General features: G+C 44.7%; 26 protein-coding genes and 1 other annotated feature. Of the genes, 14 read left to right on the top strand and 12 right to left on the bottom strand.

Translation table 11 applies throughout. The annotated features are described in order from the left end of the window. Window position 1: 1 nt before the first annotated feature. From hisH to hisG, 5 genes are read right to left on the bottom strand one after another with little or no spacing between them, the layout of a single operon-like run. Window positions 2–592: an imidazole glycerol phosphate synthase subunit HisH gene (gene hisH / locus ACTD55_RS06840; protein ID WP_438863571.1), complete on the bottom strand. Its 591-nt coding sequence runs from the start codon at window positions 590–592 to the stop codon at window positions 2–4. After that, on the bottom strand, window positions 592–1,662 hold the full coding sequence (hisB, locus tag ACTD55_RS06835) for a bifunctional histidinol-phosphatase/imidazoleglycerol-phosphate dehydratase HisB (RefSeq protein WP_438863570.1): 1,071 nt from the start codon (window positions 1,660–1,662) through the stop codon (window positions 592–594). The genes hisH and hisB overlap by 1 nt, the downstream gene beginning before the upstream one ends. After that, a complete protein-coding gene (gene hisC / locus ACTD55_RS06830; RefSeq protein WP_438863569.1) occupies window positions 1,659–2,792 on the bottom strand; it encodes a histidinol-phosphate transaminase in 1,134 nt (377 codons plus the stop codon). The genes hisB and hisC overlap by 4 nt, the downstream gene beginning before the upstream one ends. Then, the gene (hisD, locus tag ACTD55_RS06825) at window positions 2,789–4,081 is read right to left on the bottom strand and encodes a histidinol dehydrogenase (RefSeq protein WP_438863568.1); all 1,293 of its coding nucleotides are present in this window, start codon (window positions 4,079–4,081) and stop codon (window positions 2,789–2,791) included. The genes hisC and hisD overlap by 4 nt, the downstream gene beginning before the upstream one ends. 21 nt (window positions 4,082–4,102) lie before the next feature. Continuing rightward, window positions 4,103–5,002, bottom strand: coding sequence for an ATP phosphoribosyltransferase (gene hisG, locus ACTD55_RS06820; RefSeq protein ID WP_438863567.1), 900 nt, complete (start codon window positions 5,000–5,002; stop codon window positions 4,103–4,105). A gap of 44 nt (window positions 5,003–5,046) precedes the next feature. Continuing rightward, window positions 5,047–5,166, bottom strand: a sequence feature (His leader region). A gap of 289 nt (window positions 5,167–5,455) precedes the next feature. Here hisG and ACTD55_RS06815 point away from each other — a divergent pair. Further along, on the top strand, window positions 5,456–5,722 hold the full coding sequence (locus ACTD55_RS06815) for a hypothetical protein (protein ID WP_438863566.1): 267 nt from the start codon (window positions 5,456–5,458) through the stop codon (window positions 5,720–5,722). Between the two features lie 63 nt (window positions 5,723–5,785). Here ACTD55_RS06815 and ACTD55_RS06810 read toward each other — a convergent pair whose 3' ends face one another. The 3 genes from ACTD55_RS06810 to ACTD55_RS06800 are packed head-to-tail and all read right to left on the bottom strand — an operon-like array spanning window position 5,786 to window position 7,134. Next, entirely contained in the window at window positions 5,786–6,427 is a 642-nt protein-coding gene (locus ACTD55_RS06810; protein ID WP_438863565.1) for a DUF6058 family natural product biosynthesis protein, read from the bottom strand. 33 nt (window positions 6,428–6,460) lie between these two features. Then, entirely contained in the window at window positions 6,461–6,793 is a 333-nt protein-coding gene (locus ACTD55_RS06805) for an antibiotic biosynthesis monooxygenase family protein (RefSeq protein ID WP_438863564.1), read from the bottom strand. Further along, window positions 6,787–7,134 (bottom strand): NIPSNAP family protein, encoded by a 348-nt coding sequence (locus ACTD55_RS06800; protein ID WP_438863563.1) that lies wholly within the window; start codon window positions 7,132–7,134, stop codon window positions 6,787–6,789. Before ACTD55_RS06800 ends, ACTD55_RS06805 begins: the two co-directional genes overlap by 7 nt. Window positions 7,135–7,210: 76 nt before the next feature. Here ACTD55_RS06800 and ACTD55_RS06795 point away from each other — a divergent pair, with 76 nt between their 5' ends. Next, window positions 7,211–7,912, top strand: coding sequence for an ArsR/SmtB family transcription factor (locus ACTD55_RS06795; protein WP_438863562.1), 702 nt, complete (start codon window positions 7,211–7,213; stop codon window positions 7,910–7,912). On the opposite strand, the gene ACTD55_RS06790 is transcribed toward ACTD55_RS06795, so the two are convergent. Next, window positions 7,887–8,738: a DNA ligase gene (locus tag ACTD55_RS06790; protein WP_438863561.1), complete on the bottom strand. Its 852-nt coding sequence runs from the start codon at window positions 8,736–8,738 to the stop codon at window positions 7,887–7,889. The genes ACTD55_RS06795 and ACTD55_RS06790 overlap by 26 nt on opposite strands. A 160-nt stretch (window positions 8,739–8,898) precedes the next feature. Next, complete coding sequence (locus ACTD55_RS06785; protein ID WP_438863560.1) at window positions 8,899–9,945, bottom strand: zinc-binding alcohol dehydrogenase family protein; 1,047 nt, start codon at window positions 9,943–9,945, stop codon at window positions 8,899–8,901. Window positions 9,946–10,084: 139 nt separating this feature from the next. Between ACTD55_RS06785 and ACTD55_RS06780 the strand changes: the two genes are divergently transcribed. Then, window positions 10,085–10,984 (top strand): LysR family transcriptional regulator, encoded by a 900-nt coding sequence (locus ACTD55_RS06780; protein ID WP_438863559.1) that lies wholly within the window; start codon window positions 10,085–10,087, stop codon window positions 10,982–10,984. 388 nt (window positions 10,985–11,372) lie between these two features. Continuing rightward, on the top strand, window positions 11,373–11,687 hold the full coding sequence (locus tag ACTD55_RS06775; RefSeq protein WP_438863558.1) for a hypothetical protein: 315 nt from the start codon (window positions 11,373–11,375) through the stop codon (window positions 11,685–11,687). A gap of 233 nt (window positions 11,688–11,920) precedes the next feature. Here the strand turns inward: ACTD55_RS06775 and ACTD55_RS06770 are convergent, their stop codons facing one another. After that, on the bottom strand, window positions 11,921–13,813 hold the full coding sequence (locus ACTD55_RS06770) for a M61 family metallopeptidase (protein ID WP_438863557.1): 1,893 nt from the start codon (window positions 13,811–13,813) through the stop codon (window positions 11,921–11,923). A gap of 394 nt (window positions 13,814–14,207) precedes the next feature. On the opposite strand from ACTD55_RS06770, the gene ACTD55_RS06765 reads away from it, so the two are divergent. The 8 genes from ACTD55_RS06765 to ACTD55_RS06730 all read left to right on the top strand — a co-directional run bounded on the left by ACTD55_RS06765 (window position 14,208) and on the right by ACTD55_RS06730 (window position 21,764). Continuing rightward, window positions 14,208–14,570: a YacL family protein gene (locus ACTD55_RS06765; RefSeq protein WP_438863556.1), complete on the top strand. Its 363-nt coding sequence runs from the start codon at window positions 14,208–14,210 to the stop codon at window positions 14,568–14,570. Window position 14,571: 1 nt separating this feature from the next. Continuing rightward, complete coding sequence (gene yjjX, locus ACTD55_RS06760) at window positions 14,572–15,108, top strand: inosine/xanthosine triphosphatase (RefSeq protein ID WP_438863555.1); 537 nt, start codon at window positions 14,572–14,574, stop codon at window positions 15,106–15,108. Window positions 15,109–15,196: 88 nt separating this feature from the next. Beyond that, entirely contained in the window at window positions 15,197–15,754 is a 558-nt protein-coding gene (locus ACTD55_RS06755) for a PH domain-containing protein (protein WP_438863554.1), read from the top strand. Next, window positions 15,741–17,285: a PH domain-containing protein gene (locus ACTD55_RS06750; RefSeq protein ID WP_438863553.1), complete on the top strand. Its 1,545-nt coding sequence runs from the start codon at window positions 15,741–15,743 to the stop codon at window positions 17,283–17,285. Before ACTD55_RS06755 ends, ACTD55_RS06750 begins: the two co-directional genes overlap by 14 nt. A gap of 9 nt (window positions 17,286–17,294) precedes the next feature. Then, a complete protein-coding gene (gene fdhD, locus ACTD55_RS06745) occupies window positions 17,295–18,131 on the top strand; it encodes a formate dehydrogenase accessory sulfurtransferase FdhD (RefSeq protein ID WP_438863552.1) in 837 nt (278 codons plus the stop codon). Continuing rightward, window positions 18,128–20,428: an FdhF/YdeP family oxidoreductase gene (locus ACTD55_RS06740; protein WP_438863551.1), complete on the top strand. Its 2,301-nt coding sequence runs from the start codon at window positions 18,128–18,130 to the stop codon at window positions 20,426–20,428. The genes fdhD and ACTD55_RS06740 overlap by 4 nt, the downstream gene beginning before the upstream one ends. Before the next feature lie 622 nt (window positions 20,429–21,050). Beyond that, a complete protein-coding gene (locus ACTD55_RS06735) occupies window positions 21,051–21,332 on the top strand; it encodes a hypothetical protein (RefSeq protein ID WP_438863550.1) in 282 nt (93 codons plus the stop codon). Window positions 21,333–21,452: 120 nt separating this feature from the next. Then, window positions 21,453–21,764 (top strand): hypothetical protein, encoded by a 312-nt coding sequence (locus ACTD55_RS06730; protein WP_438863549.1) that lies wholly within the window; start codon window positions 21,453–21,455, stop codon window positions 21,762–21,764. Window positions 21,765–21,873: 109 nt separating this feature from the next. On the opposite strand, the gene ACTD55_RS06725 is transcribed toward ACTD55_RS06730, so the two are convergent. Further along, on the bottom strand, window positions 21,874–23,151 hold the full coding sequence (locus tag ACTD55_RS06725) for an ectonucleotide pyrophosphatase/phosphodiesterase (protein ID WP_438863548.1): 1,278 nt from the start codon (window positions 23,149–23,151) through the stop codon (window positions 21,874–21,876). Between the two features lie 292 nt (window positions 23,152–23,443). Between ACTD55_RS06725 and ACTD55_RS06720 the strand changes: the two genes are divergently transcribed. After that, the gene (locus tag ACTD55_RS06720; RefSeq protein ID WP_438863547.1) at window positions 23,444–25,369 is read left to right on the top strand and encodes an ATP-dependent DNA helicase; all 1,926 of its coding nucleotides are present in this window, start codon (window positions 23,444–23,446) and stop codon (window positions 25,367–25,369) included. Window positions 25,370–25,372: 3 nt separating this feature from the next. Continuing rightward, entirely contained in the window at window positions 25,373–26,074 is a 702-nt protein-coding gene (tsaB, locus tag ACTD55_RS06715; RefSeq protein WP_438863546.1) for a tRNA (adenosine(37)-N6)-threonylcarbamoyltransferase complex dimerization subunit type 1 TsaB, read from the top strand. The last annotated feature ends 12 nt before the right edge of the window (window positions 26,075–26,086 follow it).

Below are 26,086 nucleotides of genomic sequence, written 5' to 3'. Positions count from 1 at the left end.
TTCAGGTGTTCTCAATAAAGTTCTGTAATAATTTGGCGCCGGCATCGCTGGAGCGTTCCGGGTGAAATTGCACCCCGTAAAAATTGTCTTGGCCGATACTGGCCGAAAAGGCCATACCATAATCACAGCTGGCCAGAGTGACATCGCTAACCGGCGCGGCAAAACCATGGACAAAATAGAAATAGGTACCATTTTTGATGCCCGCAAATAACGGATTGTCCTGAGTAACATTAATTTGGTTCCAACCCATGTGGGGTAAACGCAATTCACCGACCTGCATTTTTTGCACATCGGTATCAATTAAACCCAGACAATTTACATTGCCTTCCTCAGAATGGCGGGTCATTAACTGCATGCCTAAACAGATCCCTAAAACAGGCTGTTTAAGTTGTTGAATCACCGGAACTAACCCTTTTTGCTGAATTTGTGCCATAGCGGCATTGGCCGAACCCACACCGGGCAAAAAGACTTTGTCGGCTTGCTGGATAATTTCGGCATTATCAGAAACCTGTACCTGATAGCCCAACCGTTCTACCGCAAATCGCACCGAGGAAATATTGGCGCAGCCGGTGTTGACAATCACCAACTGCATCACAACGCCCCTTTACTGGATGGCAGTTCATCACCCTGTTTGCTAATTGCTTGGCGCAACGCACGGCCAAATACTTTAAACAGGCTTTCTACCTGATGGTGAGCGTTACCTTCGGTGGTGGATAAATGCAGGGAAATCCCCATGCTGTCCGACAACGAACGGAAAAAGTGGCCAATCATCTGTACCGACATTTCACCTACGCGCTCTTGCGTAAATTCAGCATCGAATTTTAGCCAGGGGCGGGCGGAGATATCCAATACACATTCGGCGCGACATTCGTCCATCGGCAAGGCAAAGCCAAAGCGACCAATACCGCGTTTATTACCCAGTGCTTTACGCAAGGTTTCACCTAAGGCCAACGCGGTATCTTCTACCGAATGGTGTTCATCGATATGTAAATCACCGTCTACTTTGATGGTCATATTAAAACCGCCGTGGGTAGCGATTTGATCGAGCATGTGATCAAAAAAGCCGATGCCGGTGTGGATCTCTGATTTAGCGCTGGAATCCAGATCTACCTTGACCAGAATATCGGTCTCGGACGTTTTACGGTGTACTTCGGCAGTGCGGTTCTGACTGGTTAACTGTTTTTCAATCGCGTTCCAGTTGTTGCTATCGCGGTGATATAAAATACCCTGAATACCCATATTCTCAGCTAACTGTATATCGGTTTGACGATCACCAATCACAAAAGAGCGAGTAAAATCCACTTTACCTTGCTGCAGATAATCTTTGACCAGACCTAGCTTAGGTTTACGGCAGCTGCAGTTGTCGGCATCAAAGTGCGGGCAAATTAAAACATCATCAAAGATCACGCCCTGACTGGTAAACAAATCCATCATCTTGTTATGTGGCGCGGCAAAATCCGCCTGCGGGAAGCTGTCGGTGCCCAAGCCATCCTGATTGGATACCATTACCAGACGAAATCCGGCTTGTTGCAGTTTGAGCAACACGGGTATTACAGCGGGTTCAAATACCAGCTTTTCCAGCGAATCCAGTTGTTTATCTACAGCCGGTTCTTCAACCAGCGTACCGTCACGGTCGATAAATAAAATAGCGTGTTGACTCATGAGTTACTGCTCTCCTGCTGAAAAAATTGCTGAATGGCGCTGAGCACCATTTTGTTCTGTCGGTCATTGCCAATGGTAATACGTAGGCAATTATCCAGATTAAGTTGTTTGGACTGGTCACGAATTAAGATATTTTTTGCCACCAGCGATTCAAATAAAGCCTGTTTTTGCCCGGTTCTGAACAAAATAAAATTGGCCGCTGTATCGCCCACTAAAGTCACTTGTGGAATTTGCGCCAGTTGTTGCTGAAGTTGCTGTTTTTGCTGATTGATAATTGCGACCTGATTGCGTGTGCGTTGCAACCCTGAATCACTTAATGCCTGTTTGGCGATTTGAGCCACCGGTTCAGGCACCGGATATGGCGCGATCACTTTGAGTAAAGCCTGAATCACGGCTTCATCGGCTAAGGTAAAACCACAACGGATACCGGCCAGTGCAAAGGCTTTCGATAAGGTACGTAGTACCACTAAATTGGAGTAATTGGCCAATTCATCCGCCCAACTGCCTTGCTGGGTAAACTCGATATAAGCTTCATCCACTACGACCAATGCCTTGCCGGCAAAGGCTTCCAGTACTTGGATTAACTGTTGTTTACCTACATCGGTGCCGGTGGGGTTATTCGGTGAGCATATAAATACCAGTTTTACCTTGCCGACCTGTGCTTTGATGGCCTCCAGATCCAGACTGAAATCATGGTTTAACGGGGCTTTTTCCACCCCGATATTGAAGGTTTCAGCACTGATGGCATACATGCCGTAAGTGGGTGGGCAGATTAAAATTTTATCTTGCCCCGGCGTGCAAAACGCGCGAATTAATAACTCGATACCTTCGTCCGCGCCCCGTGAAGTTAAGGTTTGCGCCGGTGTTACCCCCGCATACTTAGCGTAAGCTTTGATAACTGATGGAGGCTGGCAATCGGGGTAGCGGTTTAAGCTGGCACAATTTAACGTGTACTCATTAGCAAAAGGTGATTCATTAGCATTAAGCCAGGCAGGTTGATTTTCGTCAGCGCCATCGATACCTTTTTCTCCAGCTCCTTCACCAGAAAACAAGCGCCGTGCCGATTGATAGGGCTGCAAGGCTTTTAAATTTTCACAAAGTAGCTGGTCAACTAAATTAGCTGCACTCATTTTAATGCCTCCAGTCGAATGGCCACGGCTTGTCTATGCGCATCCAGTCCTTCGGCATTGGCTAAGGTCATAATCGCTGGGCCAATATTTTGTAATCCCTGACTGCTCAGTTCCTGCACGGTATAACGGCGCAAAAAATCCATTAATCCCAGACTGGAATAATTACGTGCATAACCATAAGTGGGCAATACGTGATTGGTACCGCTGGCATAATCACCGGCTGATTCAGGCGACCATTGGCCGACAAAAATCGAACCGGCATTGGTTAATTTAGGCAAATAATTGCGGGCATTATCCAGTTGCAGAATAAGGTGTTCCGGCGCATAAGCATTGGATACTTGTAACGATTGCTCGATAGAGTCAGTTAAAATATAACGACTGTTTTGCATCGCTTGTTCGGCAATGGTTTTACGGCTTAGTTGTGCTAGCTGACGTTCTACCGCCTGTTTGGTTGCGTCAATGACTTCACGGCTATCACAAACCAAAATGGCTTGTGAGTCGGTGCCATGTTCGGCTTGGGATAATAAATCCGCGGCGACAAATTCGGCATTAGCGTTGCTATCGGCAATGACCAATACTTCAGACGGCCCAGCCGGCATATCGATGGCGGCACCGTCAGCAACTTGGCTGACCTGCTGTTTGGCTTCTGTCACATAGCTGTTACCCGGACCAAATATTTTATCTACTTTGCCAATTGATTCAGTACCAAAGGCCATGGCCGCGATAGCTTGTGCGCCACCAACCCGATAGACTTCATCAATACCGCACAATGTTGCGGCATAGCGAATTTCGGCGGCAATGCGGCCATCTTTTCCTGCTGGTGTGCAGAGTATTTTACGTGCACAACCGGCCACTTGCGCGGTGGTGCCTAGCATTAACACTGTAGAAGGCAAGGGCGCCGTACCACCGGGAATATACAAACCCACGGCAGCAATCGGGCTATGTTTAAGTTCGCAAATTACCCCTGGGGTGGTTTCGATTTTGCTATCTTGCGGCATTTGCGCGGCATGAAACTGGCGAATATTGTTGTATGCCAACCGGATCGCCTGTTTTATCTCTTCGCTAAGTTCTTGTTCAGCACTGGTTAATTCAGCCTTAGGCAAGGCTAACTGAGTTAAATTGGCACCATCAAATTTGCGATTAAAATCCAGCAATGCGCTGTCACCTTGTTCGCGCACGGTTTGAATGATCTGCCGCACGGTGTTGGTTAGTTCAAGGCTATCAGACAGGGCCGGGCGCGCTAATAACGCCTGTTGTTCTGTACTATTGAGTTGTGACCAAATTTTCATTTTCGTTGTCTACTCTGCCCGTTAACCCATCATTTTTTCGATTGGCATGACTAATATCGAACTACAACCCAGTGATTTGAGTTTTTCCATGGTTTCCCAAAACAGCGTTTCGGTACAAACCACGTGAATCGCCACGGTATTGTCATTACCTGCTAACGGCAACATGGTGGGGTTTTCCGCACCGGGTAACAATGCTTTGACTTGATCTAACTTGTCTTTGGGGGCATGCAGCATAATGTATTTGCTTTCTTTAGCTTGCATTACTCCAGCAATCCGCGGCATTAATTTATTGATTAACGCCTGTTTGGATTCAGACATGGTGCCGCTGCGCTGAATTAGCACTGCGGTGGAACGGAATATTTCCTGTACTTCATGTAAACCGTTGGCTTCTAATGTGGCACCGGTAGAAACTAAATCACAAATGGCGTCAGCTAATCCGGCACGAGGAGCGACTTCTACCGAACCATTGAGCATAACGGCACTGACATCGACATTTTCTGATTTAAAATAGCGTTCCAGCAAGTAAGGGTAAGTGGTAGCAACGGATTTACCATTAAAATCCTGTACCGACTGATAGTTAAACTCATTGGGTACCGCAATGGACAAACGACAACCACCGAAATCCAGTTTGGTCAGTTCCTGGTAACTGGCATTGCGGCCGGTTGCCTGGCGTTCGAGCATTTTTTCTTCCAACTCGTTTTCACCAATAAAGCCTAAATCGACCACACCATCCATCACTAAGCCGGGAATGTCGTCATCACGTACCCGCAATAAATCAATTGGCAGATTGGTAGAATGAGCAATAAGCAGTCTGTCACGGATAGAAAGTTTAACCCCGATTGCTTTAAGCAGTTCCATGCTGCCATCGCATAAACGTCCGGATTTTTGTACGGCAATTCTGAGTCGGTTGGTATCTGTCATTGCTATATGTCGCCTTTGTTGTAATCGAAAAAGTATAAACCTGAAATAAAAAACCCCCGGTAGTCACCTGCCGGGGGTTTAGTCGTTAAACTGTTCCACTGGAAGGTGTCCATAGACCTTCCAGCACGAACCTGAAAGGTTATGCTATATGATGGTGGTGATGTAATGCTTTCAGGTTGTTCATAATTTTTTTGCGTTTTCATTATTCGCTAAGGAAGGCATAAATTAACCAATGCGTAGTGGCATTGCAATGGATAATTATGTATTTATTTATAATTTTTACCCCATTGTTATTGCTAACGGTTTTAAGCTGCATGTTGATGAGACAAATATAAAAGATTGAATTTATATTGCCAGCGTCGGTCAGACTAACTAAGGTGGTTAAAGTTTAATCAATTTAATCCGATATGATTGTAACAACGATAAGGGATCCCAAGGGATAAGATAAAACCTATGGTCAGTGATTTAATTTTTTCTGTTTTACCCAGAGAAGGGCAAGTTGCTATTGTCAAAGACGAATTTAAGGTAGAGCAAGTCAGTAAAGAAGCCAAAATTCGTGAAACCAATGACGAAGAAAAGTCGCTGACGGCTGAAGAAAGAGATGCCCGTGAAAAACAGGAAAAGAAGCATCAAGCCAAGTCTAAAAAGCCCAAACAAGAGCAGGATGCTGAATCCGATGATGATAAAGACGAAGATGGTCATCTGGATATTTATGTGTAAAACCGCTTAAAGCTGATTTTTTATTTACATCGTAAAGTCACCGTTCTGACAGACTTCAACCCATTACAAACTGGCACTTAAATCATATTTACGTCTTAAATCATTTACCAAACGTTGCCGTGAACTGGTTTTACGTTCATGTGGGGCAAAGAGTGCGCTAGCTTTATCGAGTAAATTAATTGCCTGTTCCAGTTGTGATAACTGTGCTGTTGATAGACTGGGATGCTCAATGAATTGATTAATCACAATGATGGCCAGTTCCTTGGCGGCAATATCTTCCGGTAGCCCGCTTTGGGTGCATAATCCGTAAGTGCCATCCAGAAATGACCGCCATTCCTGTTGAATATGCGCCTTAAAATTATGGTTTAATTTATCGTGCCTGTTACTAAATCCTTGCTGTTGTAGCTGATCCAAACGCGCTTTATAGCGTTGGCTAAAAAGCGCAAATACTTGCTTGGTATCTACGCCGGTCGACAGTATTCCAATCCAGCTTATATAGCCTTTAGCATAATATTCAACTTGTTGATGTTGTGTGGATAAACCAAAAAAAGAGTCGCAATCTAGCTGAATATCCAGGCGATACGAGGCTTGTGGCATTATTTTGTCTGACTGCCATTGTTGCATTTGTTCGTCACTAATCTGGCTAATGCTTAGCAGTTGTTCGCGAGTATAAAAATGTTGATTAAGATAGTTAAGCAATTCCATTGTTATTCCTTGTGTTAAATCTGTGTAAGTTAGCTAGAGCCTGTCATCCGGAGCTTGTTCACGTTGTTGATGGTTGTAATCACGGCAAACTTGCGCAACACGAATACGGTAATGTTCAAAAAGCGTATCGCGTCCTTGTCGTTGGGCCGCTCTGTGTTCGGTCAAATTACGCCAATGGCATACTGCTTCTTCATCCCGCCAAAATGACAAGGATAAAAAGGTGTCGGGGTTGGTCAGACTTTGAAAACGTTCTACTGAAATAAACCCGTCGATTTTGATTAATGCCGCTTTGAGATCGGCAGCAATATCAAAGTATTGTTGCCGACCTTGGGCGGTGGGCGTGACTTCAAAAATAACCGCTAGCATGGTTGTACCTCAGTATTGGCAGGTCGCATATAGGTGGTATCGATCGTCCGCAAAAAGCTGCGTTTTTCCTGTAAAATAAACTGTTGTTGTTGGGCAAATTTGAAATTATCTTTGCCGTTACAACACTCGCGCAATCGCTGTCGATAGGCTTCATAATCGGCGAGACTGTTAAAGCTGATCAGGCCATAGGCGATATTGTTGCTGCCCTCGTGCGGCATAAAATAACCGACGAGCTCGCCTCCGCAAGAAGGAATAATCTCAGCCCAGTTGTTGGCGTATTGCTCAAATTGTTCCAGTTTTGCCGGATCAAGCTGATATTCAATAAAACAGGTAATTGTCATTGTATGTCTCCGCATGAATTTTGCGGTAATCTAACAGGATGACTTATACATGCTTCGACGCGGATCGAACTAAGCGATGATTTCAATCCAGCCAGATATTTCAACTGTTGCCAGCCTGATTGGTGAGCCAGTCCGTGCAAAAATGTTGATGGCATTGATGGGAGGGAAGGCCTTGACCGCCACCGAACTGGCGCTGGAGGGTAACATCACTGCGCAAACGGCCAGCAGCCACTTGCTTAAGCTGGTGCAAAGCCAGCTTTTAACTGTACGTAAGCAGGGAAGGCACAAGTACTTTCAGTTAACAGATCACACTATTGCCGAATTGCTGGAACAGCTGTTGAATATTAGCGCCAGCTTGAATGCGTCCAATATTGTAACCGGACCAACCGATACGGCATTAAAAAAATCCCGTGTTTGTTATGACCATTTGGCCGGTGAATGGGGCGTTGCATTGTATAAGGCGTTAGTTGAACAGGATATATTGCTGGATAAATCAGACATGACTGTGCTGACAGATAAAGGCAAAGGTTTCTTTGAGCAAATGGGCGTTGATATTGATTCACTGAGCAGAGCTAAACGACCCTTGTGTAAGTCCTGTCTGGACTGGAGTGAACGGGTTAATCATCTGGCCGGGAGCTTGGGAAAGTGGATTTTGCATGACACGTTAACTCGTCAGTGGGCAAAGCAGGACCTGGATTCGCGCGTTATCCGTTTTAGCTCAGCGGGTCTTAAACAGTTTTGCAAAAAATATACTATTGCTCCTCCCGGACGCGCATAAAGCTGGCAAATCGTGGTATGCCTCTGCTGGTTTTCCCATAGTATTTAAAAGTAACTAATGACCCTATTGGCGGTGGATTTTGTCGTTGTAAGTCACTAAATCCGCTGCCTATTTTAAATTGGGTACCGTCTTCCAATTCTACTAACAACGCGCCCAGCATATTCTGGTATTTGCCTTTTCCGGGTAGGTGAGCAATAACGGTGGCTTCGGCATCTTGATACTTTTTTAGTTTAAATAACTTATCGCTGCGGCCATCTTGATAAAATGCATCCTGATGATGCAGCATCAATCCTTCTGCGCCTTGAGCGACCAATTCATCTAACTTGGCGGTTAACTGTTGTTCGTTATCCAGTCTAAATTGCGGGATCAGCTGTAAATAAGGGCTATGGGCGTTACTGACCAGGGTTTCCAATATGGTCAGTCGCTGACTAAAAGTGCCGGGGTCATTGGGTAAATCAAACAACATCAGTTTGACTTTTTGCCAACCTTTACCCGGTTTGTCATCTAATACAATCGAGGTTGTTTGTTCAAAACTATTACGCGCAATCCATAATTCACCATCCAGACTCTGTTGTGGAAAATCTTTAACAAACCATTTGGGCGCATGGATTAGATTGCCATTGCGGGTCAGTAATTGCGTGCCATCCCAACGGGCGCGAATACCGTCCAGTTTTTCACTTATCCAGTATTCATTGACCGGAATTCCGGCATGATAAATATTGGCTAGTTGTAATGGCTGATGGTTAGCTGGTGGTATGGACAAGCAATAAAAAGGCAGACCAACAACGATAATGACAAGGGTATAACGTAATGTGAGATTTAACATATTCAGTGACATCCATATCGGTGAATAAAGTTAAGTGTAGTCGAGTTTGTATAAAAGTAAGCCGTCGAAATTAGAATGCATTAATGTGGTAGTGATTGGATTTATGAAATGGTTTGACGCAAGGCCATCATGGCCTTGCGTCAATGTTTGTGCTTACAGGCTAAAATCCTTCTAAAACCACTTTTCCCATGGCCTGTTTACTTTCAATATGAGCATGTGCCCGTTTGAGGTTGCTGGCATTAATGGTTCCGTAATGTTCACCAATAGTGGTTTTAATCACGCCCTCATCAACCAGTTTAGCCACTTGCGTAAGCAAATCATGTTGTTTGCTGATGTCCCATGTTTTGAACATGGGGCGGGTAAACATCAATTCCCAATGCAAAGACAACGACTTTAACTTTAGTTTCATAATGTCGATCGGATTCTTGAGGTCATCGATCAACGCCAACTTACCCTGTGGTGCTAACACTTCTACCAGTTGCTCAAAGTGCTGATCAGTATGGGTCAGACTAATGACATGAGTAACGTTATCGATGCCAAGTGCATTCAATTGCGGTAATAATGGTTGATGGTGATTAATAACGTGATGCGCGCCTAACTGCTTTACCCACTCTTGAGTTTCGGGTCTGGATGCGGTGCCTATCACCGTAGCATTGGTGATCTGCACGGCCAGTTGAACCAGAATAGAACCCACACCGCCAGCGGCACCCGTAATTAAAATATGTGGCTGAGGTGTTGACGTTTCGGCGGGGGAAGGGGGTTGTCCTGCTTTTGAAGGGGTAAAGTCTAACCGGTCAAACAATAATTCCCACGCGGTGATAGCCGTTAAAGGCATCGCTGCCGCTTCGGCATTGGTTAACGAAACCGGTTTTTTTGCGACGATACGTTCATCTACCAGCTGGTATTCAGCATTTGAGCCTGAGCGGGTAATGTCACCAGCATACCAGACCTTATCTCCCACCTTGAAAAGACTAACCTGTTCGCCAACGGCAACCACTTCACCTACCGCATCCCAACCGAGGATTTTATGTTCGCCCTCATTGGGGGTTGCTGAAGAACGCACTTTCGTATCCACTGGGTTAACTGATATGGCCTGTACTTTAACGAGTAAATCGGATCCGGTAACTTTTGGTGTGGCCAATTCAATGTCCATTAGCGAATCTTGCTGTTCAATGGATTGAGGCTGTAAATAACCAATTGCTTTCATATTTAATCCTGTTTGTTTGATTTTATCTGTGACGTAACACGGTTAGTTAGGTTGTAAAATTCAGTAGGACTATTATTGACGAATATAATCATGCTATAAACAGGATAATAAGCGAAACATAATCAAAAAATATTTGATAATGAATACAAACGATCTTGTTCTTTTTGTGCACACTGCTGACAACGGCAGTATATCCCGGGCTGCCGAGCAACTAGATATGACCTCTGCGGCGGCCAGTGCAGCCCTTAAACGGTTAGAGAAGCAACTTCAAATTCAATTGTTTATTCGTTCTACCAGACAACTTAGGCTCACAACTGAAGGGGAACGATTTTTAGTTTATTGTCGCGAAGCATTAGCTAATCTGGAAGCGGGTAGAGCAGCTATCCATGCAATAAAAGGGGAAATTGCCGGTGAATTAAGAGTATCGGCTCCCTCGGATCTGGGGCGTAACTTACTATTAGGTTGGATGGATGAGATTATGGATCGCCACCCTGAGTTATCTATTAGTTTGTTGCTGGGCGACTCGATTGCCGATTTTTATTTGGATAGAGTGGATTTAGCCATTCGCTATGGTAACCAGCATGATTCTTCAATGGTGGCTTTTAAACTCGCAACTATTGATCGAATATTGTGTGCATCGCCAAGTTATTTAACGACCTTTGGTGTGCCAAAAAAGCCGGAAGATCTGTTACAACACAATTGTTTGGTGTTTCAACTTAACAACCGTATTAATGATCGCTGGGAATTACTGTCCGAGCATAAAGACAGAGTTAAAATTAAAGTCCAGAGTAATCGTTGTGCTAATGATGGTGATGTAGTGCGCCGCTGGGCACTTGCAGGTAAAGGTATTGCGTTTAAATCCCGCTTGGATTTAAGTGAAGACCTCAGAGCTGGAAGACTGGTTAGGGTGTTACCTGATTATCATTCTCCCAGTATTGAGTTGAATTTAATGAGTCCTGGCCGTACACAAATTACCCCCGCAGTACTGATACTTCGAGACATGTTGAGGGACAAGTTTAACCAGCTTTTAGGGATGTAAAGTTAATCTGATAGAGACTGCGTTTTGTGCCTATTAGCGCATTAAATAAGTTCGATTCCAATTTAAATCAGTATGTTGCAAAACTTGGGCAGGTAATCAATTAAGCGGTGTATTGGGTTGTTAAAGTCACTAGCTACAGGCAAAGAACGACAATGATTTTTCGTCTAGTGGTCAATTATCGCCAGTTAGTTAAATTAAGAAAATTTATGTTGAATACTGGCTTTTACCAGGGAATCTCCTGTATAACAGAGCAATGCTGTCCTGTTGTTTACTCAATTGACAGTGAGAAATAGATAAATTTAATAAGTATGAGGTGTTAAAAATCGGGGGCGTTAGCCCATATCACTCGCTTTTTCGTAGATCCAACTAATGTAAGGACGTGAAAATTATGAGTAACATTATTGAATTTCCTACCAAATCAGTCAGAGACTGGATTTCCATCGAAAACACAGTTCGTTCATTACTTAATCAATCCAATGCTTCAGATAAATTGACCGAAGTGGTCGTTGATCGCATGAAAGGCGCATTGGAAGAACATCAATTTGAATATTCGTTATCGCTTAATGTTAAAGAAGAGCCGGTCGAAAAGGTGAATCACAAAATTGCCGACTTTGCCAAGGCATTACAGGACCATTCCAATAATTTGCTGCTAAGCCGATTATTTTTGGAAGTGCGTCTGGCGCAAGCGGAAGGACACAGTTAGCGTACTATTGGCTAACCTTGTATGTAATCTTTAATCAGCAAGGTTAGCCAGTCCATAAAAACCTGAACTCGCTTCTGCTTGCCTCATTATTGAGTGGCGATAATCAGTGGATTACGGCACAGCGCATTGAAGTCTCTGGCGGCATGTTTTTATAAAAAGGATATAAAAAAGCCAAACATCATGTTTGGCTTTTAATTGATTAGCAATACTAAGGGAGGTTTACCCTACTAAAACTACTTGCGTGTCGCTAATACCTGAGTCAGGTAATCTGGCTTATCTTTAATCCGTACCAGATGTGGGTACTGTAGACCACCATGATAATCAATTTTTATGGTGTGATATTGGTTGAAGTTTTTCACCAATAATTCAATAGGTGCTTTACTGTCTTTAGCGGCAGTCACGGCATCTTTAATTGTTTCACCATCAAACTCAATTCCGTTAACGGCGAGAATGGTCATGCTCGGTGCTAATCCTGCATTAAAGGCAGGGCTGTCCCAGATAACATCTCTAAGTGTTCCCTTATTGGAAACCATAAAGCCTAACGAATACAATAGATCGGTACTTTTGTAGCGTCCTTCAATGGCTTTGACTGCATCAGAGGCTTGATCATTATAAATTAGCTTCCAACCTTGATCGGCCATTGAATCTGACAAATTAACATGGCCTTTCAGGCGACTAGTTAAAAATGTTGTCCAATCGTATGCTTGCACCTGATTAAGCGTGTTGACCACATCTTCAAACTCATAGGTATTCACTTTCCAGTCACCCGGATTGATCCCGAAGAAAGCTTTGGCAAAGTTATCCAAGCTCTTTTTATTGCCCGAAAGGTCACGGATTTTTGCATCCACCGCTAACCAAATAAGTTGACCACCACGATAATAGTCTTCACTCATCTGGTAGTTACGATAAGGCAATGGGGAACGTTGAGCGATGGTTGGATCATTAGTCGTATCTAAAATATTACGCCATTGCATACCGGGACGACCACGATCATAGGTTGCAGCCAGGCTGGCCATCATATCCATGGTTTTGTCCTGATCAATCAAACCTGCACGGGCCGCAAACACGTTGCCCCAGTACTGGGTTTGACCTTCATAAACCCACAAACCATGATCACGTTTGACCTGATTGTAGGTAGGCGTCCAGATACCAGCGGGGCGGCGGTACTTACCATCCCAGGAATGGTTAAACTCGTGGGCGAGTAAGTCACGGCCTAACCAAGACTTATCCCACTCGGAAAAATAATTTTCCTTGCCACTGTTTTCACTGGAACGGTGATGTTCCATGCCAATGCCGCCTAACTTGTCGGTCAACGCAAGCAGGAAATCATAGTGATCATAGTGGTGAGCGCCATACACTTTGTAAGCTTGTTGGATTAGGTTTCGGTGAGCTTGTAAGCCTTCGTCACTGATTTCCAGATCTTTTTCCCGGTCGGCAAATATATTCAGGAATACAGGGGTGTCAGCACCGGGATCTAAATCGACTTTCTTGTAGTGGATACCGGCAAACATGGGGGAGTCAACCAAGTTTTCAAAATCAATATCATCAAACTTATAGGTATTACCTTTATGGCCGTCCTGTTCAAGTGCAGTGGCAAATTTCCAGTTTTTAGGCAAGGTCACACTAGGTTCAACCTGAATCTGACGAGTGTAATAGCCGGCTGGGTACAAGGCCACGGTATCCCATTGTAAATTGAGCATTTCCGGTGTCATAACCACTCGGCCTTGATCGGAGTTTTGCGCAGATAAATATTCGAAACTGACATCAATTTTTTTGACGCCTTTAGGAATATTGATATTAAAGGCGTAAACGTTGCCTTGATCCCGTTCCCACTCAATCACTTTGCCGTTGGCGGTAATTTTCAGACCTGCCAGTTTATCGATGGGGCCAGTTGGAGAATGGTGTCCCGGGATCCAGGCTGGATATAATAAGGTCATCGGACCGGCTTGAACCGGAACGGTTTCCTGCACACGGAAAACTCGATGGGTTAGATCTGTGGCATCAACGTTAAGCTTAATTGTGCCGTGATAGGCTTTATCTTGCGGCTCGGGAATATCAGCCTGGGCAGATTGAGCCATTGTCATCATGGTACTGAGTGCAGCAATGGCGAAGACAGTTTTTCGCATTAAATGCTCCTTTGGATAAGGGCAGCGTTTTTAGCTACCAGAAAAAGACGGTTCCGTTTTAACAACAAGGAACGGCAAGAGCAGAAACGTTTTTCTGCGAGTGCTGTTATCTTAAGATATTTTGTTTTCAAGCAGCGGCATTTGAGCGTAATTAATCGTTGTTTTATCGATATAAAGCAGATAATTTTCCGCGCTTCAGGTTAGTATTATCCGTTTTTACGCAGAATTTACGGGCGTTGCAGACGGTTACCCATTACATTATTTGTCCGCTTTAAGGGAGCGTCTGTTTCTGATTTGCATAGGCTGACAACATGCGAATGTTACTTGTAAACCGATACTGTTTATGGCGCAATTCGCGCTTCGTTTCAGCTTTTTAACTAAGTTACCCTCATCAATGGAATATCAATTTACCCGTAATGACAATGCTAAACCTGTTGCGCACTTTTCAATGGGCGCAGAAGCTTTTGGCCGCTGGTTCAGTGATGAGTTGGCTACCCATTCAAGCGCCCAGCATTTGTTATTAATCATTGCTCAATTGGAACAGCGTCAAATCGATGAGTATCGCTTGGTTGGACAGGAGTTTGTGCTTAATTTAAGTCAAGATGAAGTGGATGTTATCAGTAAGGATTTGCTGGTTGGTGAGCAAAGTGAATTGCCCGAAGGTACAGAATATTACGATCAGGAGCATCAGGCAGGTTGTGGTTTAGCCGACTTTAAACAAGCGTTACTGTCCTGGTCAGAATTTATTGGTGGTTAACATGCAAGAAAGCAAAATTAAGGTGATTGTCGGGTCTACCAATCCGGTTAAAGTTAATGCCGTGCGCAGAGCATTAAGTGCGGTACTTGAGTCATCATCCATTGAATGTGTGGGGATAAGCGCGCCTTCGGCGGTTGCTGATCAACCTATGAGTGCCGCTGAAACCCTATTAGGTGCTAAAAATCGGGTGGAGTATTGTCAGGCTCAGCAAGACGCTGATTATTATGTGGCGATTGAAGGTGGTGTTGACCAGTTTGAATACGGAGCCGCCACTTTTGCGTACGTGGTGATTAATGATGGTAAACGACAATCCATTGGTCGTAGCGCCAACTTACCTTTACCTCATTCCATTTATCAGGCGTTGTTAAAAGGAGAGGAATTAGGCCCCCTTATCGACAAGCTATTTAATACCCACAATATTAAGCAAAAAGGTGGTGCCATTGGCCTATTCACCAACGGTCATGCTAGCCGGGAAAGCGCTTATCATCAGGCATTAATACTGGCGATGGCTCCGTTTCTTCACGGTGAACTTTATTAGCACGCGCCGCTTTATGCATCAGCCATATTTCTAAACAAGCGGTGAGGTGGTAAGTTAACTCCATTCAATGACGTAAGTGGATTTAACGGTGCCAACATTTTCCAATCAACCTATCGCCAGTGACGAGCTTCCCCAAGTCGAACAACAAACCTACGAACCGCTAGCCGATAACGCGCCTTGGGAGTCATTCTGGAGCGCGACTATTTTCAACAGCATTTTATTGGCCGGTGTCGCTATTTTATTGGTGGTGGCGAATATCCCATTTACTTTATTGGTTAAGCTAGGGTTGCTGTTGGTTGTATTAGTGATGGCGTTCAGCTACTGGCATACGTTTGCCAGCCATAAATACAAAGGTGTGCGTTTGCGTGAGCAGGATATTTTATTTAAAAAAGGCATGTTCTGGCGTTCGGTGACAATTGTACCGTTTAATCGTATTCAACATCTGGAAACGCATCGCAGTCCAATTGAACGAAAATTAGGTTTGGCCAGCTTAAAATTTTATACCGCTGGTGGCGCTGGGGCGGACTTAAAAGTGTCTGGTCTTGAAGTGCAGCGGGCTGAGCAAATTAAGTACAAAGTATTGCAAAAAGCCGGTTTAGACCTTGCTGACCAGGTTGAGGATAAGCACGATAATGATGACATCTGAAAAAACGGTGTCTCGTGCGGCCAATACAGCACAAGCTTGGACACGGCTATCACCCGTCGCCATTGCCTATTTTATGGTTAAATTCACCCTGCGCTTTATAAAAGAGGGGTTGCAAACTGCATTGCCTGGCTTAGCGGTATTTATTGCGTCGGTGGACAATAAATTGTTCTGGTTGAGTATTACCTTGCCGGTGCTGCTGTTGTTGATTGTATTGTTTGCCGCGTTGTATTGGTGGAACTACAAATTTCGTATTCAGGACAACGAGATTTTAGTGGATCAGGGCGTGTTTAAAAAACAGCGTTTGAACCTGAATTTCTCCCGAGTGCAAAACGTCAATATCGCCATTCCCTTTTATTTCAGTCCGTTTAAATTAGTTAACTGTATTTTTGATTCGGCCGGTTCCAGTAAAGCCGAGGTGAATTTACCCGGTGTCAGTGGTGATTTTGCCACTCAAGTGCGTCAGGCAGTGTTTAATTATCATCGTCAGCAACATGACAACAGCCGGTCATCACAGGATGTGGAAAACCAGACGGAAACAGCCATCCATGACAGTGGTGAACTGGTTTTGCAACTAGATAATAAAGAGGCTGCTAAATACGGTTTAACCAATATGACGGTACTGGTATTGCTGGCAGCGTTTATGCCCTTTATCGATGATATTGGTGAGCTAACCAAGCGTTATGTGATCCCCGAAATAGAACATATATTGACGTTCATGGGGATCGAACTGCAAAACGGTAAAGCCGTGGCGGCGATTGTGTTACTGATATTGGTTGTGGCTGTGGTGATTGGGTTTTCGGTGCTGGCAGCCTTGCTGCGTTATTATAATTTTCGTTTATTTGATGATCAGAGCAAATTGACTCGTTTTGCCGGTTTATTGGAACGCCAGCAAATATCGGTCGCAAAACATAAAGTCCAATCGATTCAAATCTCGCAAAATATGATCGCCCGATTACTCAACCGTGTTTCTCTAAGTTTTAAACAGTTTGGCACGGCTAACTTCAGTATGGCAGCCAGCAAAGACATTATGATCCCGTTGTTGCCGCCCGATAAATGGCAAGCCATTAGTCAGCGCGTTTTTGCTACCCATGGTGGCAACCAGGCCTTTACGCCCATTCACTCAGCCTATGTGCGACGTGTATTTGGTTATTTTTGGCTGCTGCCTATTGGTTTACTGTGTGGGATTGGGGGCTGGTTTGCTCCTGTAATATGGTTTGGTTTAGTGTTACTTGCGCCACTATTGCTGATTATTTACCTGAATTATCGTCGCTATGGTTTATGGTTCGATCAGGACTATGCTGCGGTGCGTAGCGGTTTTATTGGTCAAAAAATCACGCTTTTCCCTTTATATAAAGTCCAGAAAATCAGCTTCAGTCAATCGCGTGGGCAGCGTCGTTTGGGGGTAGCAAACGTACAGATTATTATTGCTTCAGGCGCGTTATCATTGCCTTATGTACCGATTGATAGTGTTTATCAGTTAACCAATCGGGCGCTTTATTTGGCGGAGTCCGATCCACGAGACTGGATGTAACGGACGCCTATGAGTACCTATATTACCACCGCTATTAGCCGCTACAGTCACGGTCAATTCGATTCCCAACAGGATATTGTGGTGTGTGAAGAACCGTTACAAATCCACTTGCGTTCTGTGCAACAGGGCCGATACCGAACTGATGTCTTTGCCAGTACCATGCGAACCGCAGATGATGATGAACATCTGGCGGTTGGACTATTATTAAGCTGTGGCGTTATTCAATCCGTTGACCAAATTGAACATATCAAAATGGCGCACCGTCAGCGTAACCCCAATTCTAATATGCTGATTGTAACAGTAAAACCGGATGTGCATCTTCAAATCGATGCATTGTCACGACAGGTCGATGCAAATTCGGCTTGTGGTGTGTGCGGGCAACAGCGTATTGAACGGCTTTACTTACAACGCTGTGATGCGCCCCAGCAAAGTGCCTTAAGTTTGACTGCGCAGCAGGTCTTGCAATTGCCTCGGCAACTTAATCAACAGCAAGCTTTGTTTAATCAAACGGGTGCCAGTCATGCAATGGGATTATTTGATCACAACGGAACAATAGTCGACATCGCCGAAGATATTGGTCGGCATAACGCAATGGATAAATTACTAGGTCGTCACGCCGCGCAGTTATTACAACCATCAGACGGATTTGGCGTATTACTGAGTGGCCGTGCCAGTTTTGAGTTAATGCAAAAAGCCGCAATGTTGCATATTCAAATGGTAGTGGCTATTGGTGCGCCCTCCAGTTTAGCCGTGCAGGTGGCACAGGAGATGGATATGACATTGATTGGTTTTGTCAGCGGTGATGGCTTTAATTTGTACTGTGGTCAGCAACGGGTATTGTCATGACAACTAAAACAAGCAAGCCAAATAGTGAGCAAATTATTCATATTTCTGCTCCCAAAGAATGGGCAGCGGGTGTGCCTGCGGTGCTTAGTGCCTATCGAAATGCTGCCACCAAAGTAGGCCCCTTAAAAGGGGCAGGACTGTTATTGAAAGCCAATCAGATTGAAGGGTTTGATTGCCCCGGTTGCGCATGGCCGGATCCACTCTATCAGCGCGCCACCTTCGAGTTTTGTGAAAATGGCGCTAAAGCCATTGCCGACGAAGCCACGAGTAAAAAGGTTGATAACGCTTTTTTTGCTCACTATTCCATTGAGCAACTCAAACAACAACCGGATCGTTGGCTAAATGATCAAGGCCGATTAGTGGAGCCGATGTTTTTACCCGCAGGGGCTAGCCATTATCGGCCAATTAGTTGGTCAGCGGCCTTTGAGTTAATCGGTAAACAGCTACAGTCATTAGATTCTCCTGATCAGGCGGCATTTTATACCTCCGGTCGCACCAGCAATGAAGCGGCCTTTTTATACCAGCTGTTTGTGCGCCAATTCGGTACTAACAACTTACCGGATTGCTCCAATATGTGTCACGAATCCAGTGGGGTAGGATTGGGTGAAACCATCGGTCTGGGCAAAGGGACGGTGAGTCTGGAAGATTTGGAACAGGCCAAGGCAATATTGGTGTTTGGTCAAAACCCCGGATCTAATCATCCCCGCATGTTATCCAGTTTACAGGCAGCCAAACGTCAGGGCGCCAAGATAATTAGCATTAATCCGCTGGATGAAACCGGCCTGAAGCGGTTTAAAAATCCGCAGGAAGTGTCGGGCGTATTGGGCAGCGGTACGGCATTGCGGGATCTGCATCTGCCGGTAAAAATTAACGGTGATGTGGCACTGCTAAAAGGCTTATGCAAAGGACTGTTTGAACGTGACAAGCTAGTAACTAAACACGCAGAAAAAGTATTGGACCACGATTTTATTCAGCAATATTGCCATGGGTTTGAGCTGTTTAAACAGGATATACAACACACCGACTGGCAGACTATTGAACAGCATAGCGGTGTCAGTCGCAGGTTAATCGAACAGGCTGTGGACATTGTTTGCCAGTCGAAAAAAACGATCGTGTGCTGGGCGATGGGCATGACCCAACATAAAAATGCGGTAGCCAACATTCAGTTAATCACTAATTTTTTAATGCTACAGGGTAATTTGGGCAAACCGGGAGCCGGTGTGTGTCCAGTGCGGGGCCATAGCAATGTGCAAGGTGATCGCACCATGGGCATTTGGGAAAAACCACCGCAGCGACTATTGGATGCCATCGAACAGGAATTTCATTTTACCCCACCAGCTCATCATGGTACGGACGCGATTGAAACGGTGCATGGCATGTTAGCCGCTAGAATTAAAGTCTTTATAGCCTTGGGCGGTAATTATTATCGTGCCATGCCGGATCATGATTTAACTGAACAAGGCCTGGCTAATTGTGAGCTCACGGTGCAAATCTCGACCAAATTAAATCGCTCCCATTTATATACGGGTAAAACCGCGTTGTTGTTACCCGCTTTGGGGCGTACCGAACTGGATCAACAACCCACAGGCGTGCAGTTTGTCACGGTGGAAAACTCCATGGGCGTGATACAAACCTCCCACGGCAAGATTCCACCGGCATCTTCTGCCTTACTAAGTGAAGTGCGTATAGTGGCCGAAATGGCCAGAGCCAGCTTGCCTGAAAGTCAAATCAACTGGGGCGAACTGGCGGATGATTATTCCCGTATTCGTCATCATATTGGCAAGGTGATCCCCGGTTTTGAGGATTTTAATCAGCGTATTGATAGTTTAGGCGAATTTCCTTTACCTAATGCTGTACGGGACGCTCGTCAGTTTAATACCGACAATCAGAAGGCCAATTTTATCGTTCATCCCATTGAGCCTGTTGAGGTACCACAGGGATGTTTGTTGATGATGAGTATTCGCAGTCATGATCAGTTTAATACCACCATTTACACCGATAATGATCGTTATCGTGGCATTAGCGGCACCCGGCGGGTGGTATTTATTAATCCCCAGGATATTGCGGATTTAGGGTTTGTAGATGGCCAGTCGGTGGATATTACCAGTCATTGGCAAGGACAAACCAAAACGGAAAGCGGTTATCGGCTGGTCAGCTACGCCATTCCCCGTGGCAATGTGGCCAGTTATTATCCGGAAACCAATAATTTAATTCCGCTGGCCAGCGTCGCTGATAAAAGTAATACACCGGCGTATAAATCGATAGTCGTGAGTTTGAAAGCTAGTGCAGAGGCTTAGTTTTATTGGCTTCGCCAACACGGCACTAACCGGTCATTCCGGCAGTGTTTTGAGCCGGAATCCATAGTGTTACAAACCTATAAAATGCATCTATTGCTGTGCAAATCAGCGGAGTAATAAAAGTTTAATTTGGGCGTCGCGCTGGCGACGACAGCCAAAGGGGAATAAATGACGATTCCCCTTTGGAATCCCCCGTCACCCTTGCAGTAAAAACACAAAAAAACTTATTCAGGCATACCGATAACGCGTTAAATCCACATCCCTTCAGTTAACGCTTTGTCGCCATCCATGGCTCGAATATCGTTATGCTAATCTGAACAAGGTTTTTGCTTACTGCAAAGGGCAAGTAAAACCAAAACCGTTCGTCCTGAGTATGAGTAGTCGAAGGGATAATTCACCATCATTACACCGCGTCATACCCGCGAAGGCGGGTATCCAGAACTTGCGAGTGAAAAGCCTTGTTTGTTTTTTTGACTCATCAATCATTCATAGCTAACAGATTGATTTACCTGAATATGCAGCGTATTGTCAGAAAAATAAATCAGCAAAGAAGGAACTTCACCCGGCACGAATACGGGATTAATTCCTTCTATTAAGTTGTTATACATACAAGGAAAAGTAATTGAATCAATCATACCTTAGTCAATTGGATCTAAAATCACTTATTAAAGTGTCTGCAACTATAGGGTGCGGGGGTGGCGTTGTTGTTGGACTAATAATGCTAATTATCGCTATGTTTTCTGATACTAATTTTGTTGGGTTCTTAAGTATTATTGCCACACCATTATATGGTCTCATTAGCAGCGTTATATATGCTGTTTTGGGCTATCCAATATATAAATGGTGGTGCAATAAAATAAAAGGCCAAAAAATATCTGGCATATTTGTCGAACATCAGCAATGAGTATGCATAACAAGTTGCTTAATTTCGTTCATATACTCACTAGGAAAATTACTGCTGGCCGTTCCGGCCAATGCGCAGTATTTTCCCATTAGCAAAGCGTTATGTTTCAAATGGAGATTTATGAAAAAGGATAAAACAATAAAAGTACTCACTAGTTTTTTGAGGTTGGCAAATTGTCCTGATGACTTTACTTTTGAGATGAAAAAGCAGGTGGATATTTTCTTTTCTCTCAGCGCCTTAATACTTTGCTATCCTGCGTATGAATTGATAACCAAAGGAGATATATCTTTATTTGGTTTATTGCCACTTACAATTGGGAGTTTCTTTTTTGGAAGTACTCTCATGATGAAGTTTAGTGTTTCAACACTGAAGACCATCAGCCCATATTTAAATAAGAAAGCGCTAGAAGAAGCTGTCAATAATGAAACCTGACAAGCCCAATATCGCCGCACACAACGCGGCTTGGACAAATACATAAAGGGTTCAGGGCAACGAGGTGTTTTAGCTCGTAGCCCTAAGCTCGATACTCGTCGCTAATCCCCTAACGCATCGCCGGTTTTAGTACGCTTAACTTACCGTCAATATCGTCTGGGCTGGTTAAGTTGAGAATATCCATAATGGCCGGAAACACATTGACGTTTTCAAATTCATCAATGACCAGGCCGGATTTAAAATGAGGGCCATTGGCGATGAAGATTGCGCCCATATCTGGCACGGTATAAGGGTTAAACCCATGAGCGCCACCGGCAAATTTAACGGCTTTTCCGTGATGGGGGAAAAATGCAGGGGGGATGGGCTCTAAGACAATATCGGCAATCCGTGCATTATCGTTGTAATGCAAGCGCTCTGGGAAGTGGCCTTTTAAATAGGTGTGATATCGACCTTGGCTATCTTGCTTGAGTTGTTTGGCAAGGGATTGTATTTGGCTTTCAGTGGTACCGGGTTTGGCATATAGCATAAATTGGGTACTGCCATCGACCACCCTGAAGTTCTCCAGTCCTTGCCAGTCGGCCCACAGAATTTGCTGTTTGGCGTCGATGTTTTGCATACCGTGGTCGGAGACCACAATCAAATCTACCGGAAAATCGATTTCCTGATCAATCCGCTGCTTTAGTTGACCAATATAGCTATCGACCATGGTGACCGCTTCAGCGACCTCTGCCGAATCGGGACCATATTTATGCCCGGCGGTATCAACGGCTGAAAAATAGCTGGCGATAAAGGATGGACGTTTATCTTTAGGCAGTTTTAGCCATTCAATAATTTTATCGATGCGTTGTTGATAAGGTGTGGCTTTATTGTAATGAAAATAATAGCTAGGCAAGGTGCCGTCGAGTTTGGCATCGGATTCTGGCCAGAAATAGGTCGCTGTGGTAACGCCTTGCTGTTCGGCTAGCACCCACAACGGTGTGGCTTGTAACCACGCCGGTTGTTGGGCCGCCTTACCCATTTTGTACACGTCATCTAATGGTTTGTCGTAAAAGCTGTTATGTACCAAACCATGATGTTCCGGGTATTTGCCGGTAACAATACTTATATGATTGGGAAAGGTCACCGAAGGATAACTGGGGCGCATTTTGGTGGCGCGTACACCGTCAGCGGCGAGTTTGTTTAAGTTAGGTGCGGAATATTTATCCAGATAATCGTAACGAAAACCATCAAGGGAAAACAAAATGACAGTATTGTCAGTATGGTTAGCTTGTGCGGCGCTGGACCAGATACTTAATGTGAGTAAAAAAAGCCGCGCTAGTGCGCTTAAATTCAGAGGAAATATCGTTATTCTGGGCATCATCAACTTGGTTAACCACTCACCTGACATTCAGGATTAATGTTAATTTTGAGCAGAATGCTACTCCATCAACTATGACTTTTATATTAAAATACGTCCAAATCTATAAAATGTTCGATGTACAGTGGCATTTTTCAACTTCAAACAGTAACAATGTCACTATCACTGGCTGTCTGGTTCAATATCTTGTATAAACGGCAGTTTTATTAAATGCGGGTACACTGGCCTGCTTAAAATGGGTAAGCCGTTATTGTGTTAAAACAATCCTTATTGTCCGCTATGTTATTGATGTTTACTGTCAATCCATTCTTTGACGTTATTCATGCCAACAATTAAACAAGCATTTGCCAAACAAGGTTATTTATCCGAAGCCATCGATGGGTTTATCCCTCGTCAGGCGCAAACTGATATGGCAGTGGCCGTGGGACGGGCGATTTCTACCCGCACCGCACTAGTGGTTGAAGCGGGAACCGGTACCGGTAAGACCTTTGCCTATTTGGTACCGGCTTTGCTCAGCGATAAAAAAGCCATTATTTCTACCGGCACCAAAAACTTGCAAGAACAGTTGTTTCATCGTGATTTACCCTTGGTGAAACAGGCGCTGGATTCCAACAAACAAGTGGCACTGTTAAAAGGCCGTTCCAATTATCTGTGTTTGCATCGTTTGCAGCAGCATAGTAGTAGCACCACGTTATTAGAAAAAAACACGCTGGCTGAGCTGACCCAAGTTCGTCAGTGGGCTAACAGTACTAAAAGTGGTGATATTGGTGAATTAAAAACCATTCCGGAAGATGCTCGGGTATTGCCTTTTGTAACGTCGACCATCGACAACTGTTTAGGTAAAGATTGCCCTGATTATGAAGACTGTTACATGATCAAGGCGCGAGCCAAAGCGTTGGCGGCGGATTTGGTGGTGGTGAACCACCATTTGTTCTTTGCCGATATGGCACTTAAAGATACCGGTTTTGGCGAGCTGATTCCGGAAGCCGATTTAATTGTGTTTGATGAGGCGCATCAAATCCCGGATATTGCCAGTCAGTATTTTGGCGAATCCGTTTCCACCCGGCAAATTGCCGATATGTGTCGTGATACCGATATTGTTTATCGCACCAGTCTTAAAGATGCTGAACAGTTATCCAAGATGGCGGATAAATTGAAAATGGTCAGTGCCGACTTGCGGATTTTTTATCCGGAACAACCACAAAAAGGCAATTGGCGCGAACAACTTAATCGGCCTGAAATTAGCACCCAGATGAGCCGGTTGTCTGATACGCTGGAACAATTCTATGCGGTGTTGAAACTACATTTAGGTCGTGACAAAGATCTGGATACGATTTTTGAACGCTGTATTAAAGTTCGCTCCAATTTAAAAGTGGTGAACGATGTCCAACAACAGGGCGTCAGTTTATGGTATGAAACCACCCCTCGGCATATTACCTTGCACCTTACCCCTTTGAGTATTGCGCAGAAGTTTGCCGATTTTATTGCCGAACCCAAACGGGGTTGGGTATTTACTTCTGCCACCTTGATGGTGGATGGGGGATTTAGTCATTTTACCCGCCAAATGGGGTTAAATGGAGCCGATACGTTATCGCTAGGCAGTCCTTTCGATTATCCGCAGCAAGCCATGTTATGTGTCCCCCGCTTTTTGCCGGAACCTAGTTCCCGAGATATGAAAAATGTGTTACTGGAAATCGCCATTAAGCTGATTAACGCCAGTCGGGGTCGCTGTTTCTTGCTGTTTACCAGCCACGCCATGTTGCGCCAAATTGCGGCGTTGCTGGAAGACAAAATCGATAATCCTATTCTGGTTCAGGGGAGTACCAGTAAGCGGGCATTGTTAGACACTTATGTGCAAAGCGAAAATGCAGTTTTGTTAGGTACCGGAGCGTTTTGGGAGGGGGTTGATGTGCGCGGGGATGATTTAACCTGTGTATTAATCGATAAACTGCCTTTTGCATCGCCGGATGATCCGTTGCTACAGGCAAGGATGGAAGATTGCCGAAAAAGTGGTGGTAATCCTTTTGGTCAAATCCAAATCCCTCAGGCCGTTATTGCCTTAAAGCAGGGAGCAGGGCGGTTAATCCGGGATGCCAGTGATAAAGGTGTGCTGGTGATCTGTGATAATCGACTGGTGACCCGAGATTACGGTAAAATATTTTTAGCCAGCTTACCCGATATGCAACGTACCCGAACATTGTCTAACGCGTTGTCATTTTTAGAACAAATCCATCAGCAGGAAAAATAGCCCATGAATATTTTGATTATTGATACCTCCACCGAAGCCTGCTCTGTGGCATTGCAATTGGGTGAGCAACAATTTCACCGTTTTGAAATTTGCCCGCAGCAACATAGCCAGCGTTTGTTGCCAATGGTGGATGAAGTGTTGATGGAAGCCAATATTAAACTGGCACAGCTGGATTATCTTGGTTTTGGCCGTGGTCCGGGCAGTTTTACCGGCGTGCGGATTGCGACCGGTATGATTCAGGGCTTGGCATTAGGAACAGATTTACCGGTGGTGGCAATTTCGACTTTGGCCGCCATGGCGCAACAGGCTTACCAGCTTTATGACGTGCAAAATGTGATTGCCGCTACCGATGCCAGAATGGATGAGGTGTATATTGGTCACTATCAGTTACAACAAAATACCATGCAACTTATGGGTGATGAACAGGTGTTAGCGCCAGAGTTGGCACATCAACAAATTATTCAACCCTTAGTGACTCAACAAATGAGTTTGATGGGCACCGGAACAGGCTGGCAAGCTTATTCAACCTTAAATGAAGGGGCAGCGGTAACACCTTATACGGATATTTTGTATCCCAATGCGCGTTATATGCTAAAACTGGCAGAACAGGCCATTGCACAGGGCGAGACGCAATCCGTCGAACAAATTCAGCCGGTGTACCTACGAGATAAGGTGACCTGGAAAAAGTTACCGGGCCGGGAATAGGTCTAAAAAGGA

This window comes from Neptunicella sp. (assembly GCF_048268085.1).
Classification (GTDB): domain Bacteria; phylum Pseudomonadota; class Gammaproteobacteria; order Enterobacterales; family Alteromonadaceae; genus Neptunicella.
Note: the sequence above shows the minus strand (reverse complement) of the source record. Positions and strands in the feature narration are given on the sequence as shown.